Source organism: Nocardia amamiensis (assembly GCF_015477605.1).
In the GTDB taxonomy this organism is placed as follows: domain Bacteria; phylum Actinomycetota; class Actinomycetes; order Mycobacteriales; family Mycobacteriaceae; genus Nocardia; species Nocardia amamiensis_A.
This window is the reverse complement of sequence record NZ_JADLQX010000059.1, coordinates 1-14,638: the sequence shown is the minus strand read 5'-3', so window position 1 is coordinate 14,638 and position 14,638 is coordinate 1. Positions and strand designations below refer to the sequence as shown.

Annotated in this window: 18 protein-coding genes; 7 read left to right on the top strand and 11 right to left on the bottom strand. The window is 66.8% G+C overall.

Annotated elements, in window-relative coordinates; all coding sequences use genetic code 11:
- Positions 1-712: 712 nt before the first annotated feature.
- The 4 genes from IU459_RS35550 to IU459_RS35535 form a co-directional block, all read right to left on the bottom strand.
- Positions 713-1,510 carry a hypothetical protein gene (locus IU459_RS35550; protein WP_195133991.1) on the bottom strand — a complete coding sequence of 266 codons (798 nt, stop codon included), beginning with the start codon at positions 1,508-1,510 and terminating at the stop codon, positions 713-715.
- A gap of 4 nt (positions 1,511-1,514) precedes the next feature.
- The gene (locus IU459_RS39020; protein WP_228838966.1) at positions 1,515-1,796 is read right to left on the bottom strand and encodes a hypothetical protein; all 282 of its coding nucleotides are present in this window, start codon (positions 1,794-1,796) and stop codon (positions 1,515-1,517) included.
- 392 nt (positions 1,797-2,188) lie between these two features.
- On the bottom strand, positions 2,189-3,313 hold the full coding sequence (locus IU459_RS35540) for a hypothetical protein (RefSeq protein ID WP_195133990.1): 1,125 nt from the start codon (positions 3,311-3,313) through the stop codon (positions 2,189-2,191).
- A 289-nt stretch (positions 3,314-3,602) separates the two neighbouring features.
- Complete coding sequence (locus tag IU459_RS35535) at positions 3,603-3,845, bottom strand: hypothetical protein (protein WP_195133989.1); 243 nt, start codon at positions 3,843-3,845, stop codon at positions 3,603-3,605.
- A 128-nt stretch (positions 3,846-3,973) separates the two neighbouring features.
- Between IU459_RS35535 and IU459_RS35530 the strand changes: the two genes are divergently transcribed.
- Together IU459_RS35530 and IU459_RS35525 are read left to right on the top strand one after the other, a co-directional pair.
- Positions 3,974-4,210, top strand: a complete 237-nt coding sequence (locus tag IU459_RS35530; RefSeq protein ID WP_195133988.1) for a hypothetical protein — start codon at positions 3,974-3,976, stop codon at positions 4,208-4,210.
- Complete coding sequence (locus IU459_RS35525; protein WP_195133987.1) at positions 4,198-4,479, top strand: hypothetical protein; 282 nt, start codon at positions 4,198-4,200, stop codon at positions 4,477-4,479. Before IU459_RS35530 ends, IU459_RS35525 begins: the two co-directional genes overlap by 13 nt.
- 58 nt (positions 4,480-4,537) lie before the next feature.
- Here IU459_RS35525 and IU459_RS35520 read toward each other — a convergent pair whose 3' ends face one another.
- Entirely contained in the window at positions 4,538-4,729 is a 192-nt protein-coding gene (locus IU459_RS35520) for a DUF6011 domain-containing protein (RefSeq protein ID WP_195133986.1), read from the bottom strand.
- A 149-nt stretch (positions 4,730-4,878) separates the two neighbouring features.
- On the bottom strand, positions 4,879-5,073 hold the full coding sequence (locus tag IU459_RS35515) for a hypothetical protein (protein WP_195133985.1): 195 nt from the start codon (positions 5,071-5,073) through the stop codon (positions 4,879-4,881).
- Between the two features lie 87 nt (positions 5,074-5,160).
- Here IU459_RS35515 and IU459_RS35510 point away from each other — a divergent pair, with 87 nt between their 5' ends.
- Positions 5,161-6,381 carry a hypothetical protein gene (locus tag IU459_RS35510; RefSeq protein ID WP_195133984.1) on the top strand — a complete coding sequence of 407 codons (1,221 nt, stop codon included), beginning with the start codon at positions 5,161-5,163 and terminating at the stop codon, positions 6,379-6,381.
- Between the two features lie 66 nt (positions 6,382-6,447).
- Here IU459_RS35510 and IU459_RS35505 read toward each other — a convergent pair whose 3' ends face one another.
- Positions 6,448-7,374 (bottom strand): tyrosine-type recombinase/integrase, encoded by a 927-nt coding sequence (locus IU459_RS35505; protein WP_195133983.1) that lies wholly within the window; start codon positions 7,372-7,374, stop codon positions 6,448-6,450.
- Between the two features lie 195 nt (positions 7,375-7,569).
- On the opposite strand from IU459_RS35505, the gene IU459_RS35500 reads away from it, so the two are divergent.
- The 4 genes from IU459_RS35500 to IU459_RS35490 are packed head-to-tail and all read left to right on the top strand — an operon-like array spanning position 7,570 to position 11,415.
- Positions 7,570-9,237, top strand: coding sequence for a Mu transposase C-terminal domain-containing protein (locus IU459_RS35500; RefSeq protein ID WP_195133982.1), 1,668 nt, complete (start codon positions 7,570-7,572; stop codon positions 9,235-9,237).
- On the top strand, positions 9,231-9,632 hold the full coding sequence (locus IU459_RS40585; RefSeq protein ID WP_324199151.1) for a TniB family NTP-binding protein: 402 nt from the start codon (positions 9,231-9,233) through the stop codon (positions 9,630-9,632). Before IU459_RS35500 ends, IU459_RS40585 begins: the two co-directional genes overlap by 7 nt.
- Positions 9,633-9,634: 2 nt before the next feature.
- Positions 9,635-10,129 carry a TniB family NTP-binding protein gene (locus IU459_RS40580; protein ID WP_324199150.1) on the top strand — a complete coding sequence of 165 codons (495 nt, stop codon included), beginning with the start codon at positions 9,635-9,637 and terminating at the stop codon, positions 10,127-10,129.
- The gene (locus IU459_RS35490; protein WP_195133981.1) at positions 10,126-11,415 is read left to right on the top strand and encodes a TniQ family protein; all 1,290 of its coding nucleotides are present in this window, start codon (positions 10,126-10,128) and stop codon (positions 11,413-11,415) included. The genes IU459_RS40580 and IU459_RS35490 overlap by 4 nt, the downstream gene beginning before the upstream one ends.
- A 19-nt stretch (positions 11,416-11,434) precedes the next feature.
- Here the strand turns inward: IU459_RS35490 and IU459_RS35485 are convergent, their stop codons facing one another.
- The 4 genes from IU459_RS35485 to IU459_RS35470 all read right to left on the bottom strand — a co-directional run.
- Complete coding sequence (locus tag IU459_RS35485) at positions 11,435-12,085, bottom strand: DUF6262 family protein (protein WP_195133980.1); 651 nt, start codon at positions 12,083-12,085, stop codon at positions 11,435-11,437.
- The gene (locus IU459_RS35480) at positions 12,075-13,853 is read right to left on the bottom strand and encodes a tyrosine-type recombinase/integrase (protein WP_195133979.1); all 1,779 of its coding nucleotides are present in this window, start codon (positions 13,851-13,853) and stop codon (positions 12,075-12,077) included. The genes IU459_RS35485 and IU459_RS35480 overlap by 11 nt, the downstream gene beginning before the upstream one ends.
- 7 nt (positions 13,854-13,860) lie before the next feature.
- On the bottom strand, positions 13,861-14,328 hold the full coding sequence (locus tag IU459_RS35475; RefSeq protein ID WP_195133978.1) for a hypothetical protein: 468 nt from the start codon (positions 14,326-14,328) through the stop codon (positions 13,861-13,863).
- On the bottom strand, positions 14,325-14,638 hold a 314-nt coding region (locus tag IU459_RS35470), incomplete at its 5' end, for a tyrosine-type recombinase/integrase (protein WP_195133977.1). The genes IU459_RS35475 and IU459_RS35470, both read right to left, overlap by 4 nt.

Here is a 14,638-nt window from a genome sequence, read left to right as displayed (position 1 = left end):
GTCGCAGCGCTGTCCAAGGGCCGGTGGCACGCGATGGCGGCAGGAGACGGCGCGAAAGGCCCACGCCTCTACGACTGGGCATGGATCACCCTCGCCGACGACCACGACGCCTCGCCCGGACACCGGTAACTGCTCGCGCGTCGTAATCGCACCACCGGGAAACTCGCCTATTACCGGTGCTTCTCCACCAAACTGCCACGTCTGGGCACGCTCGCGCGGGTTGCCGGGCGCCGCTGGTCGATCGAGGTCAACTTCCAACACGCCAAGACCCTCGTCGGCCTGGACCAACACCAGGTCCGAACCTGGACCTCATGGCGGCGCTGGACCCTGTTGTGCATGCTCGCTCTGGCCCTGCTCACCACCCTGACCGCCCGAGCCCACGCCCGGGCCGACAACACCGAACTGGCACCACTGACCCGCAAACGAGATACGCCACCTCCTGGCCTGCTCGACCGGCCCCTCCCACAGCCCCGAATACACCCTGACCTGGTCGACATGGCGTCGACGACATCAGCACCGAGCCCACCAAGCCCACTACCAGCGAAGAACAGGCCAAGCAGCATGATCACGAACTACCGCTGGAGTATTTAAGGCAGCCCGGCGCGCGGGCAAGCGCGGATCCGCACAGTCACGCGGCTGCCAGGCCGACAGCGACCGTTAGCTGCGTTCTCTCCTGGTCGGCGTGATGCCACCACGAGGATGTGAGCGCATGTCAATCCGCGAGAGCGTAGTACCTCCGCAGGTGCCCCGGCTGGTCCCGCGACGCGGCCAGCAGCAGCGACGGCGTCACGCGCGCCCGCCCCGGACCGACCAACCGCACATGGACCTTTTCCGCGTCGACCGGTCCGGGCGCGTCCTGGGTCCACCGTCCGCCGAGGCCCTGCCGGAACACCTCGCCCACGTGCCAGACCGCGTCGGCGAACAGCTCCCGGTCGTCCGGGCCGGCAGCGCGGAAGGCCTCCTCGACGAGGTCCAGCGACTCCGGCGTGGCCTCCCCGAAGCGCGCGGTCCGCGCGCCGATCCAGGCCGCGAGGTGGGCCGCGTCCTCCACCGGGGTGAAGTCGTCCAGGTCGGTCGGCTCCTTCGCCGGACGTCCGCCGGCCCGCGCGACCGCCGCCGCCCACCCCTCCCACACAGACGTCAGCGGCGACACCTCGCGCTCCGCTACGACTTGCTCGATCAGCGCGATCGGCGCCACCGGGTCCAGGCCGAGCCCGTCGCCCGGGACCACCAGCGGCTCGTCGTCCAGCCAGTCCCAGCGACCGCCCGCGGCCCGCAGCAGCGTTTCGCCCAGGTACGCGGCGACAGCCGGGACGAACTCGAACTCGTCGTCGGGGTCGCGGTCGTCAGGGTCGCGGATGATGTCGGAATCATCGTCGTACCGCTCCAGCAGCAGCTCGCCGATGACCGTCAGCGACCCGGCCGAGAAGTCCAGGATGCCGTCCCGGGGCACCTCGTCGGTCAGCGTCAAGTAGTGGCCGATCAGATCGTAGAGCCAGTCGGTCAGCATCGGTTCAGGCCCTGTCCTCGCCCAGCAGTGGGGTCGCCTGGACCGCGGCCTGGGTCAGCCGTTCCAGACCGAGCTCGGCGCGGATATCGCGGCACACGTCGATGCCGCTGCCGTCCGGCAGCCGGGTAGAAGATCGGCTGATCGGGCAACCGTGGCGGCCACGCCCGCCAACCCGAGGCCTCCACCCGCGCCAGCTCCTCCGGCCCGTCGGACGCCACAGGGGCAGGGTGCTGTCGTTCACGTTCACACTCGTCGTCTCCGCCTCAGTGCTCTTCTCGTCAGTCATCTCACGGTAGGCAGTTGCCACTCCGGTCGCCAGCCGGTTTCCCGACGACACCTCCGAACCCGGCTCCAGTACGGGCTAAACGCCAGTTCTCACAAGATCGTTGGTCGCGGGCCGACCCCATCCTGAGCTTGCTTTGCCCCTGGTGCGGGGGCGCGTTTGACGGCCGCCGCCGTCGTGATCGAGTCGCCCCAGCGGCTGATGCAGCGTTGGTCGCTGGTGACTCTGGGAGTTCCAGTAGTTTCGGCGCAGAAAACAACGGAACCCCCCAGCCCGCGGACACGGGCCGGTCAACCACGCCCACCAGCCCGGATACCATCCGAAAACCCAATCCGAACCCAACCACGCCCGGCCGACGCCCGGCGAAAAATCGAGATCAACAACATTCGCGGGACTCAGCCACTCGAAGCGGGATATGTCTCCCATATGGAAGTACTCTCGTGATGTGGACGTCCCAGGAGTTGCGTTGCTTTTCGCGTCGCCTCGACGTCAACGTTGAGGAAACCGCCATCACCTTCCCGGATAAGTTGCGCTCCACGACTCAAGTACAGATCGTGCCGGAAACCTTCCACATTTTGAAGGGCATCCGCGAAACGCGGAGCAAAAAGGCTATCAGGTTTTCCTGCATATCCCGCTAATGCTACAATCGGCCTGTTCGAATCGCTGTCAGCCAATTTTCGGATATCGGTGTCGTTCGCGACCAATTTTGCGAGCATCTCCGGTTCGACAGATATCACCGTACCCCGAGAAAGGTCGTGGCCGTAGGTATCAAAATGGGGTATATCGGCGTTGACAAGAGCCTTCGCCGTGCCCGGATCGACATCGAAATGTATGATTATAGGATCCTGTGAGCTAGGCCAGGGCGGTACGGTTCCTACTCCATCCCACTTGATTCGATTGTTCTTGAGAAAAAAAGTATGTGCGTAGTTGAGTGGCTTCTCCCCCCAGCGAGTCCGTTCGAAGAATGCTGCTACCCCTCGTGATGCAGCGTACGAAACTCCATTGATTCCTTCCATATAGCCTGTCCTTAGTGGCACCCTTTTCACATGCCCGTTCGGAAGCATTAGCTCTCTTCCGTTCAGATCCATTCCGCTGATCAGTACTGAATTGCCCGGTATCGGCGGCGCAGAGGCAACCGGCCGTCCCCACGAATCGGATGCGTTCCATCTTACCTTCCTGTCGAGAATTCGGTCGTGCTCGAGAAATTCATCCGTAACTCGTACCAGCTTTTTAGCGGTTCCGCGCAACTCGAGGTCAGCTAGCCAATAACTGAATTTTTCGGAAGCATCAATCAGGCGTCTCCCGAGGAGGAGGTTAACTTTTCGGGACATCTCCATCTGAAACCTGAGCTTTCGTGATCCCGAGGCCCGGTACGGCCAGACCGCTGTTGGTGACTTCTGGCCAAGTGGTGTGGCTATCTCGGCCAGGCGCGCAAGACCGGCAACTGGGCCGACCCGTTCGGCGAGCTGTTCCTGCAAACCCTCGCCATGGTCGCCGCATTCGAGGCCACCCTGAACCACCTAAGCACCCGCAAGGGGCAGGGCCAAGGCCCGCGCAAAAGGACGACTAAGCGCATGTATCCGACGCGGAAGGGCTGGCGCAAGGTGCCGGTGGTGATGAGTGCGTTCAGCAGGTCAGTCGCGGCGGTCGCGGTGGCGCTATGCGTGCTCCTGGCGAGAATGCCGTCGTGGGCGCGGTTGGCGAGGGGTGCTGCGGGGGGGGAATTGAGCACCAGGGCGAGGGCCTCCGCGGGGGTCGTCGGCGCGGTTGCGCCGAATTCGCTCACACGCCCGGCAACGCCCCAGGTCGCTACTGGCCCCCCTTGGTCGAGCCGCTGGCCTCGGCTGAGCCCGTCGTCAACGCAATGAACAGCTGCATCAGCGGCGAGCAGGGCAGCTGCGGAGGCGCGCACCCCTTGTCGGCCGAGCCGAGCATCGGCCCGTTGACCGGTGCCACAGCGGTCGGTGCGGCCGTGGCTGCGGGGACCATCATCAGCTGTCCCGGAGCCAGCAGAGCGGTGGCCAAGACGAGGCAGGTGGTAAACCGTTTCATGAATCCTTCTCTTCTGCTCGAAAACCCCCACTTGCGCTCTCCCCCGGTGGCCGAGCCTACGCAGGGCGGACTCATGTGAACAGGCCCCTACCCCCGCGCGGCAGCAGCTGCATCTGGCTGCCGAGGAGTTGAACGGCAGCGAGATGGCCCCGCAGCTGCGGGTTCAGCTGGGGCTGCTGGCCGCGCAGGTCGCCGTCGCCGACCGCCTCTCCGCACTGCTCTGCGGTACCGACACCGCCGAGTCCGATCCTGTGGACACCCCGCCGGACATCGGGGACGTCGAGCGTGTCGAGTGGACCCCCGCGGTGGCGGCGCAGATCCTGCGGTCTCGACACCCGGCGGCTACCGGCTGGTGCAGGCTCTGATCGCCGAAGGCGGATCCGCCCCGGTCGGCAGGCTCTCAGAGCTGACCGGCGACAGCCTGCTGCGCGCGGCCACACAGTCACTCAACGTCGCGGCCCGTCGGGAAGGCGTCACCCGCGGCCTGCCCGAGCGGCGGCTGATCCAGGCAATCCGATACCCGAATCCACTCACGTCCAAGGTGGCCGCCTACTCGCTTCCGACCGAGTCCATTCCGGCGTTCACCGCCGCGATCGAGCTCCTGGACGACCTGCACCGCCGACTCCACGAATAACCCACCGTCATTCCCCCGAATGACGGTGCACGCGCGCACGCGCGCGGGTTTCGAGCGGCTACGCCGCAATGTCGAACAGGGCCAGCTCCTGGGGATGCTGTGCAGCTGCAGCGCGTTGTTCGGCGCGCTCGCGGATCGCGCAGGTCGGCCCGATCCCCTGCGCGACCGATTGCGGCGACAACAGCCAGCCGCCGCAGCGGCGGCAGTGCGCGACCAGCCTCACCATGGGCCGTTCGTTGGTGGTGGCCATTCGTTCTCCTCCGGCCAGGGCAGCTCCGTGGGCGAAGTGTGGCATGACGGGCCGACATTGAACGAGGTCCCAGCAGCGATCGGCTCGACTTGAATTGACGACCTTCCGCTTACAAGGCCGATTCTCTACCCGGCGCATCCGGGGCACAGTCAACGAATTGGTAGATGCTCCGGCTGCGCGTGCCACGATTGCAGAGTCTTGGCCTCGACGAGATCGACTGGTTTCGCCGAGACCTCCCAATCAGGGGTGGATCCCGATGGGCGGCGGTCGACGCGCAGACCGAGGTAGTCCAAGAAGCCGGCGGGATTCCCCCCGTACAGCTGCGGTGGCAGGTCGATCTTCATGATCTGACCGGACCAGCTCTCTCACGCAGCAGATTCGACGTCTCCAAGGCCCCCACGCCGGGAGTTCCCGGCGGGATGCCAGCCAGCTTGACGGACAAATTCAACAAACTTGCCCAAGAGCTGGACGCGAACCCCACACTCCCTTCTCGGCTCGACCGGATCGTCCAGATGCTGGTCGCAGTACCCGATAACCAGGTCCCAGCAACGATCAAGTGGGGCAGCGATCTGCTCGCTGGGCTTGAGCTGACGCACGACGACGGATCGACCGAACCGTTGTTCCCGAGGCACTCGGTCCACGACATTCGGATCGACGACATCGCCTACCGCTGGTCGCTACTCCCGCAGGTCTTCCTTCGGCTCAAGCACAACACTGTGGCCGAGATCGTCAAAAGCACGGAGACGAATCCAGACGAGCTCGCGTTTCAGTCGTCAGGCGCACTCCTGAAGGGAACGGTTTTTGGCGGCCTCTACTTCGCACCGCTTCTCGGCAACCTCTCCCCGGGCATGTGGGGATTCGGCGCGCCGCGCCTCGGGCAAATCATCATCTACACATTGGGCCGGAAGATCGGCGGCCGCGGACCGGGCGCCAGCCGCGACCCCCTCGACTCCTTGCAGGAGCTGACCCACCACATCACCTCGAAAGACTTCGACACGACTTCTCTCGACGCCACCACCCTGCACAAGGCCGCATATTCGGAGGCAGTCGACTGGTGGGCGGGGAGGATCAACAACGCGATGCGGGACATCTTCAGCCCCACCACCTACATCGACGGAAATGGAGTCTACGTGCCAGAGGCACATCAGCGGTGGATGCTGAACCTCGAGCAGCTTCTGTCTCGCATCAGCGCAATCGCTCGTCATCCCCGCGACCGGGCCGCGCAGCTGATGCTCATGTTCCCCGCGATGGATATTCTCGGCGACAGCTTCACCGGCAGTAACGGAATCGGTCAGCTCATGACCCCCGCGCGAATTCAGAAGCGGATCACCGCCATCGAGGATCGTGTGCCCGATCGCATCAGACCCCTGATCATGGCGCCGGCCTGGCGGGCGCTGGCTGCTGCAACCCAAGTCGCCGACGAGTTCTTTGTCCCCAGCCCAAACCCCGACGCGACCACTGAATCGCGACTCCTTCAACTGTGGAATGCGCGTCGCAACACCACTCACGGATTCAACAACAACGCTGAGATCCTTGCCGAGCACACTGGGCAGTTGCCAGCCGACATCGTCCTGGTGCCGATGGTGTATCTGCTCGACATACTGACCGACAGACAACACCTTCTCGAACGGATACGACGCACCTGCATATGAAGCCGCGGCGGCCGCGAAGATCATGAACCGCATCCAAACGTGTAGGTACGGGCTGAGTGCGCGTCCTCAGCGGCGCCGCCGCGCGGCGGGGTCGGTGGCGGCCTGCCACGCCAGCAGCGCTTCTTTCGACGGGCGCGCGTATTTCGCCAGCGACCGCACCGAGGAATGCCCGGACAGCGTCATCAGCATCGGTGTGGAGGCCCCGTCCTCGGCCGCATGGGTCAGCCGGGAGTGCCGCAGCTGGTGCAGCGTGAACGGGCCGCCGGGCAGCTGCGCGGTGTGGTGCTCGAACAGCTCGGCCGCCCGCCGGTACGACAGCCGGGCCCGATGACTGCCCGAGTCGATATCCGCAACAGCCACATGCGGTTTGGCTTTGCGGTCGGTGAGGAACAGCGGCCCGGCGCGGCGGCCGGCGAGCATGCGCGGCAGCAGCCGGGCGGTTCCGGTCTGCCAGGCCACCACGTCGATGGCGCCGCCCTTGCGGCGCACGCAGGCGCACCGGTTGGCGGGGTCGAGATCCGGGACGTCGAGCATCAGCAGTTCCTCGGCGCGGGCGGCGGTCTCGTAGAGCATGTGCCAAAGCACCCGCTCCCGCAGATCCGCGTCCATGCGCAGGATCGTGGTCACCTCCGGGCGGGTCAGCGCCCGGCTGCGGTCGGCGGGCACTGACCGCGGCCGCAACCGCACCAGCGGGTCGCCGACCAGCCACGCCTGCTCGCGCCAGTAGTCGCACGCGGCGCGCAGCGCGGCCAGGCGCACGTTGAACGTCTGCGCCGACGCTCCACCCCATCGGATGCGGAACCAGGCCGCGACCCGATCCGGATCCAGCAGCGCCGGATCGCAATCCGCGCCGAACTCGGAGACCAGCGCGGTCAGCGCGGTGCGGTAGCCGCGGCGAGTGTTGGCGGCGGTCACTGTGTGCAGATAAGTCTGGACCGCAGCGTCGAGGCGGATCCCGGCCCGCAACGGGCGCACAACGCGCGACTCACCCATGCCGTGCCGCCGTCTCGGGGCCGGGCGTGGAGTGCCCTGCCGTTCGGTCCATCGGTGTCATTGTTCGAACTCCTCTGCACTGCTGTCCTCGGGGTTCGGTCCTGATTGCAGTGGACTTCGGACATCGGTGTGTCGCGAACTCGTCTGCACTACCGTGCTTTTCGTTCGAACTCGTATGCACGGGAGAGCTGCGGTATGTCCGACGATACGGCCAAGGCCACTGACCGCGGTGTGGTCACCGCAGATGAGTCGCACTGGCAATCGGCGGTGCACCGGGCGGAGGTGATCGGCCGCCTCGCACACAACGATCGGGTCAGCACCGGCGCCGCCGACGACGCCGCAGCGGAGCTGGGCCTGAAGCGACGGCAGGTGTACGCGCTGGTGAAGCGGTGGCGGGCCGGGGACGGACTGGCCTCGGACCTGCTGCCCGGCACCTCGAGCGGCGGCCGGGGCGGTGAGCGGCTACCCGACGAGGTGGAGGCGATCGTCCGCAAGGTGCTGCGGATGAGGTATCTGACGCGGCAGCGGCGTTCGGTGGCGGTGATCTGCCGCGAGATCACCCACGAGTGCCAGGCCAAAGGGCTACGTCCGCCGTCCCGGTCAGCGGTAGTGCGGCGGATCGGCCGGCTGGACCAGACGATGGTGGTCACCGCCCGGGAAGGCGTGGACGCGGCACGTTCGCGCCGGTCGGCGGGCGGTTCCGCGCCGGTGACCGAAGGACTGCTGGAGCGGGTCCAGATCGATCACACCCCGGCGGATGTGATCGTGGTCGACGAGCTGCACCGGCTGCCGATCGGCCGGCCGTATGTGACCGCGGCGATCGACGAGGCCACCAAATGTGTTCCGGGCCCGGTGATCACCCTCGAAGCGCCGTCGGCGACCTCGGTCGGGTTGTGCCTGGCGCAGATGGCGGTTGACAAGCGGGCCTGGCTCGAGCGCCTCGGCGTGGAGGCGGTGTGGCCGATGAGCGGCAAACCCGTCAGGCTGTATGTCGACAACGCGACGGAGTTCAAGAGCGAGGCCTTGCGCCGCGGCTGCGATCAGCACGGCATCACCGTGGACTACCGGCCGCTGGGTGCCCCGCACTACGGCGGCATCGTCGAACGCCTGGTCGGCACCATGATGCGGCTGACCCATGAGCTGCCCGGCACCACGTTCTCCAACCCGCGTGAGCGCGGCGACTACGACAGTGACGCGAAAGCCGTGCTCACGCTGACCGAGCTGCAGCGGTGGATGGTGCTGGCGGTGGCCTTCTACCACGGCGAACCGCACGACGGCCTGGGTGGGCGCACCCCGGTGGGGGTGTGGGCGGAGCTGGCCGCCGAGCTGGGAACCCCGCCGACGGTGACCAACGAGACCGCGTTCCTGGTCGATTTCCTGCCGGTGGAACGGCGGTCGCTGACCCGCAGCGGTTTCCGGCTCGACCACGTCCAATACTATTGCGACGCCCTGAAGCCGCTGATCGCGCGCCGGGAGCTGCTCGGCAAGTTCGTGCTGCGGCGCGACCCGCGCGACATCTCCCGCATCTGGGCCCTACACCCGGACACCGGCGAATACCTCGAGGTGCCGTACCGGACGTGGTCACGTCCGGCGATCAGCGTGTGGGAGCAGACCGCAGCGGTGGCCCGGCTGCGCGAGCAAGGCCGCGCCGAGGTCGACGAGAACGCGCTGTTCGCGATGGTCGAACAGATGCGCCACATCACCGACACCGCCACCGCGGCCAGCCGCAAGGCCCGCCGCGACAAACAGCGCCGCAACAACAACACCCCGCCCCGCAAGGGCGCGTATCCGGTCCTGCCGCCACCGCCCGCCGATTCGGCGGCCGCGCCGGTGGCGCCGTTCGAGGAGATCGAGCAGTGGTGATCGACGAACGGGACCTGTCGCATCTGCATTCCTCGGCGCGCCCGATCGCGATGCTGCCGGGCCCGCAGCGGTTGCGGTACGTGCGTGGGGACCGGTGGATCGGCTACACCCGTGCCACCGACGCTTTGGCCAGGCTGGAAACGCTGCTGGACACGCCCCGCAAGCAGCGGATGCCGAACCTGCTGATCGTCGGCCCGACGAACAACGGCAAGTCGATGATCATCGAGAAGTTCTGCCGGACTCATCCGCCGACCTCGCATCCGGACCACGAGGAGATCCCCGTGCTGACGATGCAGATGCCGTCTGAGCCATCGGTCACCGGGTTCTACACCGCGCTGCTGGCCGCTCTCGGCTCGCCCGCGCGGGCCAGGGCACCGCGGCTGGCCTGGTGTTGAGCATGCTGCGCGCCACGGGAGTTCGGGTACTCGTGATCGACGAACTGCACAATGTCCTAGCGGGCCGCAGCGGCACGGTCCAGCGGGAGTTCCTGAACCTGCTTCGATTCCTCGGCAACGAGCTGCGGATCCCGCTGGTGGGGGTCGGCACTAACGACGCCTACCTGGCGATCCGCTCGGATCCGCAGCTGGAGAACCGGTTCGCCCCGCTCATCCTTCCCCGCTGGCAGCCCGACGCCCAGGGGTGTGCGTTGCTGGCCAGCTTCGCCGCCGCGTTTCCGCTGCGCCGGTCATCGCCGATCGCGACCGTGGAAATGGCCACCTACCTGCTGACCCGCAGCGAGGGCACCATCGGCGAGCTGACCACACTGCTGACCGACGCCGCGATCGCGGCGATCGAGTCCGGAGAGGAAGCGATCAACCAGAAGACCCTGGTGCTGGCGCCCTACGTCGGACCGACCGAACGCCGCCGGATGTTCGAACGAGACCTGGCGTGAGCGCACCAGCGCGCTGGCCGCTGCATCCGCAGCCGGATCTGCTGGAGTCGCTGTCGTCCTGGCTGGAGCGGCTGGCCAGGATCTACCGGATGCCGGTCAAAACTCTGCTGGCCTCGCTCGGGCCCGAGATGCCCGCGCACATGGTCGACAACGACTGGTGGGAGGTCCCCGAACCGCTGGTGAAAGCCCTGGCCGAGAGGACCGGGGTCGAGCCGGCGCTTCTGCGGACGATGACGTTGGGCGGCTGGGCGGGCGCACTGCTGGACAAGTATGCGGGGCGTGAGTTCGATGCGCAGGAGGTGTTCGACACCTACGTGCGGGAGAACTCGGTGCTGCTGCGGCCCGGTGAGGCCGGACGCAACCACGTGAACGACCGGCACTGGCGCGGGCCTTGGCTGCCGGGCCCGCAATTCCGGCTGCGGCACTGCCCGGTCTGCTACACCGACCCGGACCGGCCACGAGCGCTGGCCTGGAGACTGCCGCTGGTGAGCGGGTGCGCCGAGCACCGATGCCTGCTCATCAACGCCACCGAGACCTGGAAACTGCACCTGCCCGAACACGAACGCCCGCAACCGGTCCCGGTTGCCGAACCACTGGCGAGCCTGGACCGGTACACCTATCAGGGCCTGACCACCGGCCGAGTGCGGTTGCCGGGCCGGACGATCGACGTCGCGGTGTGGATGCGCCTGCTACGGACCCTGATCGACGAGGTCAGCATGCTCGGCCGCCGACAAGACACCCGAGAGCGCCTCGAACTGATCTGGCAGACCACCGGCCGCGGGCCACGCGGCGGGCTGATCGTATGGAAACCCTACGAGCTGATGGACCCGCCGATGCAGGAAGCGATGCGGCACGCCGCGGCGGTCGCCCTCGAACTCGTCGTGGCACGGAGGATCACCGCCGAAGGCGATCTCGCTTCGGCGGTGGTGACCCCGCCGGATGCTCCGGTGTACGAGGGCGACAGACCGACACCGCTGGTGAGCGTCTGGAGGCAGGCGATCACCGAGGTGACCGCGGCGATCGACCGCGCTCGCTTCGATCCGGCCACCGCGCAGCAGCTGCTCGCGCTGGCGACGCTCTCGACACGGACGCTCGAGCACTTCGAGCGCGAACGCGAATTCCTGGTCAAGCTCGGCATCCCCACCGACTTCCTGCCCACGACCACCGAGTACGCCACCCGGCTGTGCCCGATGTGCGATAACGACGTCTACGCGGTGATCCGCACCATGGGCGTGCGAATAGACGGACTCCCCTCACCGATGCGCATCGGGCACGGTCCGCCGTGAGCCACGTCCGTTGATGTCGTCAAATGACCCTTTGACGACATGCCCCTGGAGGCGGCTTCCGCGCCAGCCGGATCATGCGGTAACGACGCACCCGATCCAATGCGATCCGTTCCCGATTGACGACAGGGTTTGACAGGTAGGTGAACCGGATCAGGTCCTCGCGCAGGCGACGCGAGGTGAACGGTGCCTCGGCGAAGGTGTCCAGGCTGGTGCGGGCGGTTTGGTCGGCGGCCAGCCAGTCGTGTAGCAGCTGCAGCAGTGCACCGAGTTCAGCCGACTGCTGACTGTCGGTGCTGATGCGGGCGGTGCGGAGCTGGCCGTGGGCGTGCGCGAGGGCGTCACGGAGTTGCTGATTCTCACCGCGGAGCTGGCTTATTCGCTCGTGTGCCAGGGCGAGTCGGTGGCGGTTCGAGTCGTCGCTGGCTCGCGTGACGGTGTCGTGGACGCGGTCGGAGCTGGCTTGTTGATGGCGTAGTTGCTTGACCCTTTCGTGCAGTGCGGGCTGGGTGTAGATCCACGACCGTGAGACACCGGCTCGGTCGGCCAGCAGTGCGACGGTCACCGGTTGGCCGGCGTCGGCCAGTTCAGTGAGGGCCTGCTCGGCGCGTGTGAGGGTCTCGCGATGCCGTTGGCGGGCATGCTCGGCGAGGCGGTGGGGGTCAGCAGGCATGCGAGCCGCCGTTCCCGGTGCAGGCGCAGGATGTCCCGTTGCTGCAACAGTTGCCCGTCGTGGTGAGGCCCTCGATGATAGCGAGCAGGTTCTTCTCGACGGTGCGGTTCATTTCGGCCAGCCGCTGGTGGCCGTTGTGGTCGGCTTGGGTGATCAGTGCTTGGGTTTGTTCGAGTTGGCGGCGGTGCTGGGGCAGGAACTCCGGGGTCGTCACGAAGACCGGGCAAGTCAGACAGGCGTTGGCGAATTCGCATTTCTGTTGGAGCGGCAGCGCGCAGTAGCCGTTGGGCAGTGCCATTTTCGCGCGGGCGAGGTTGTTCTTCATCCAGACCGCATCGGCGAGCGGGCCGGTGTCGGCCGCCAGCTGTTCGCCGGCGATGTTGACCTTGCGTGCGCGTTCCCATTGTTCCCGGATCGTTGTGTCCGAGAGCCGGGCGTAGTGGGAGGTCATGGCGTGCGAGTCGTGGTCGACCAGGCGGCGGACGGTTTCCTGCGGGACCTCGTTGTTGATCAATCTGGTGCCGAATGTGTGACGCCACTGATGTGGCGAGACATGCACCGGCCTGCCGAGTTCGTCACGAATATCGCAGATCCGCAACCATTCTCGTAGTTCGCCGCGGAAGGTTGCGGTGCTGAACGCCACCTTGCCTTCGGGGTTGCGGTTCGGGCGGGGCAGCAGGAATACCGGATCGTCGAACTCGGTGAGCACGGCTTGTTGCTGTGTGGTGATCGCTTCGGCCAGGTCGGTGTCGATCGGGACGAACGCTTCTCGGCGCATCTTGTGGTTGGTGTAACGCAGATAGGGCGCGCCCTGGCCGTCACGGGCGATGCAGTCCAGCTTCAATCGGGCTCCGTCGCCGACCCGCAGTCCGGTGCTCATGAGGATCCGTGCCAGCAGCCGCCCGCGCGGGTCGGCGAACCGGTCGAGGACTGCGGGATTCTCCAGTTGTGCCATCACTGCCTCCGACAACGCTCTGGGTGCGCCCCTGTCGAGGCGGGGATAGTCCTCGGGAAACAGGTCGACCTGCGGGGAAAGGCGTGGTTCCCAGGCGTGCTGGCGAGCGGACCGCAGCAGCCCGGCGAGGCTGCTCAGTTGTCCGGTGCGGGTTTTCGGGTTCGGGAACCGTTCGGCCAAATGAGCGAGGTGGACCTCGATCAGTTCCCGTGTCAGGCCTTCGGGACCGCGCTGCAGGACCGGGAACGATTGGGAGAGCAAGGTGATCGCGCGGATGTCGCCGCCGACTGTGCCGACCCCGATGCCGGTCGACAGCCGCCAGCGGGCCCAGCGTTTGGTCAACTTCCGCAGCCAGATCGGCTCGATGCCGGTGAACCGGAACGTGGTGTCGCGACCACCGAACCCGAGCCTGCGCAGCAGCCAGATGTCGCGGGGGAACTCCGCATCCCAGCCGACGCCTTCGACGACGTCACGCAGGTAGCCGATCGCGTCCAGCAGGAACCGGCGTTCGATGTGGCCGCGTTCGTTGGAGAACCCGAGATAGGTCATCCAGTCCTCGGGGCGGCGGTCCAGCAGCGAACCGGCGCCGCTGTCGGGCAGTGCGCGCAGCAGGCGGCGGATCGAGTGCGGGCGGGTGATGGTGCGGCGCTCGTCGACGCGGCATTGGATCGAGTAGGCGATCTCGAGCCGCATCGGCATCGGCAATGCCCGCAGATCGAACCGGTCCTGACCGAATGTGGCGCAGCCCAGCAACCACGACTCGATCGGTGGCCGGTCAGCTCGGATCCACCGATTGCGGTGGTGGACACACATTCCCGCCTCACCCTCGGCGTCGAGTCCGCAGCCGGGAAACCGGCAGCGGATCCCGGCTGGCAGCGGCGGTCCGCCACCGTCGGCGATCCACTGCGTCAGATCGACTCGGCCCTCCCGGTGCCAGCGGTGGGCGTGGGAATGGCAGAGGCCGTGCTCGCGCACGATAGCGTCGGCAGGTGGCGATCGCGCATTTCGGCGGCTGTTGCAACCAGCGCCGGGTCGCCGGTGCCGTGACCGCCCAGGCATCGATATCGTCGGGCCGGCCGTCGTCGATCCAGCGCTGATGGTGCGCCGAGCACTTGCCGAAGATCACCGCCAGCCGGTCGCAGACCGGGACCAGACACCGTGGTCCGCCCATCACCGGATCGTCCGGGTCGACCACGATAATCGGTTGCGCGAACTGCGGCCGCAACCGCCCCGCCAGGCCGGTGTCGGCGCCGTTGTCGCTGTGCGGGACGGGCTGCAGATGACTCATGCGGTCGGCTCCGTGTCAGCAGGTGTGTCGAGGAACCCGGTCTCGGCCAGGACGCGGCGCGTGTCCTCAATCTTGAGGTGGGCGTAGGTATCGACGGTGACGCTGATACTCGAGTGACCGAGCAGCCGTTGCACGACCTCGGCGGCGACGCCGCGGCGCAGCAGCCCGGTCGCGTAGGTGTGGCTTCTTTCCGCAGTGGCCGTGTGCGGTGGCGTTCGTGTTGCGTTTGATGTGGGTGATCCGGCTGTGCGGAGTTCGCGACGTGGGTTGTTGCTGGTGTTGCGATAAGGTCCACGTGCTTGTGGTGTAT

Coding starts and splice junctions, on each gene's coding strand:
- IU459_RS35520 (WP_195133986.1), bottom strand. CDS start 4,729: ATGGCCACCACCAACGAACGGCCCATGGTGAGGCTGGTCGCGCACTGC.
- IU459_RS35475 (WP_195133978.1), bottom strand. CDS start 14,328: ATGAGTCATCTGCAGCCCGTCCCGCACAGCGACAACGGCGCCGACACC.
- IU459_RS40580 (WP_324199150.1), top strand. CDS start 9,635: ATGCTGCGCGCCACGGGAGTTCGGGTACTCGTGATCGACGAACTGCAC.
- IU459_RS35500 (WP_195133982.1), top strand. CDS start 7,570: ATGTCCGACGATACGGCCAAGGCCACTGACCGCGGTGTGGTCACCGCA.
- IU459_RS35550 (WP_195133991.1), bottom strand. CDS start 1,510: ATGCTGACCGACTGGCTCTACGATCTGATCGGCCACTACTTGACGCTG.
- IU459_RS35535 (WP_195133989.1), bottom strand. CDS start 3,845: ATGAAACGGTTTACCACCTGCCTCGTCTTGGCCACCGCTCTGCTGGCT.
- IU459_RS35485 (WP_195133980.1), bottom strand. CDS start 12,085: ATGCCTGCTGACCCCCACCGCCTCGCCGAGCATGCCCGCCAACGGCAT.
- IU459_RS35480 (WP_195133979.1), bottom strand. CDS start 13,853: ATGTGTGTCCACCACCGCAATCGGTGGATCCGAGCTGACCGGCCACCG.
- IU459_RS35515 (WP_195133985.1), bottom strand. CDS start 5,073: ATGAAGATCGACCTGCCACCGCAGCTGTACGGGGGGAATCCCGCCGGC.
- IU459_RS35505 (WP_195133983.1), bottom strand. CDS start 7,374: ATGGGTGAGTCGCGCGTTGTGCGCCCGTTGCGGGCCGGGATCCGCCTC.
- IU459_RS39020 (WP_228838966.1), bottom strand. CDS start 1,796: ATGACTGACGAGAAGAGCACTGAGGCGGAGACGACGAGTGTGAACGTG.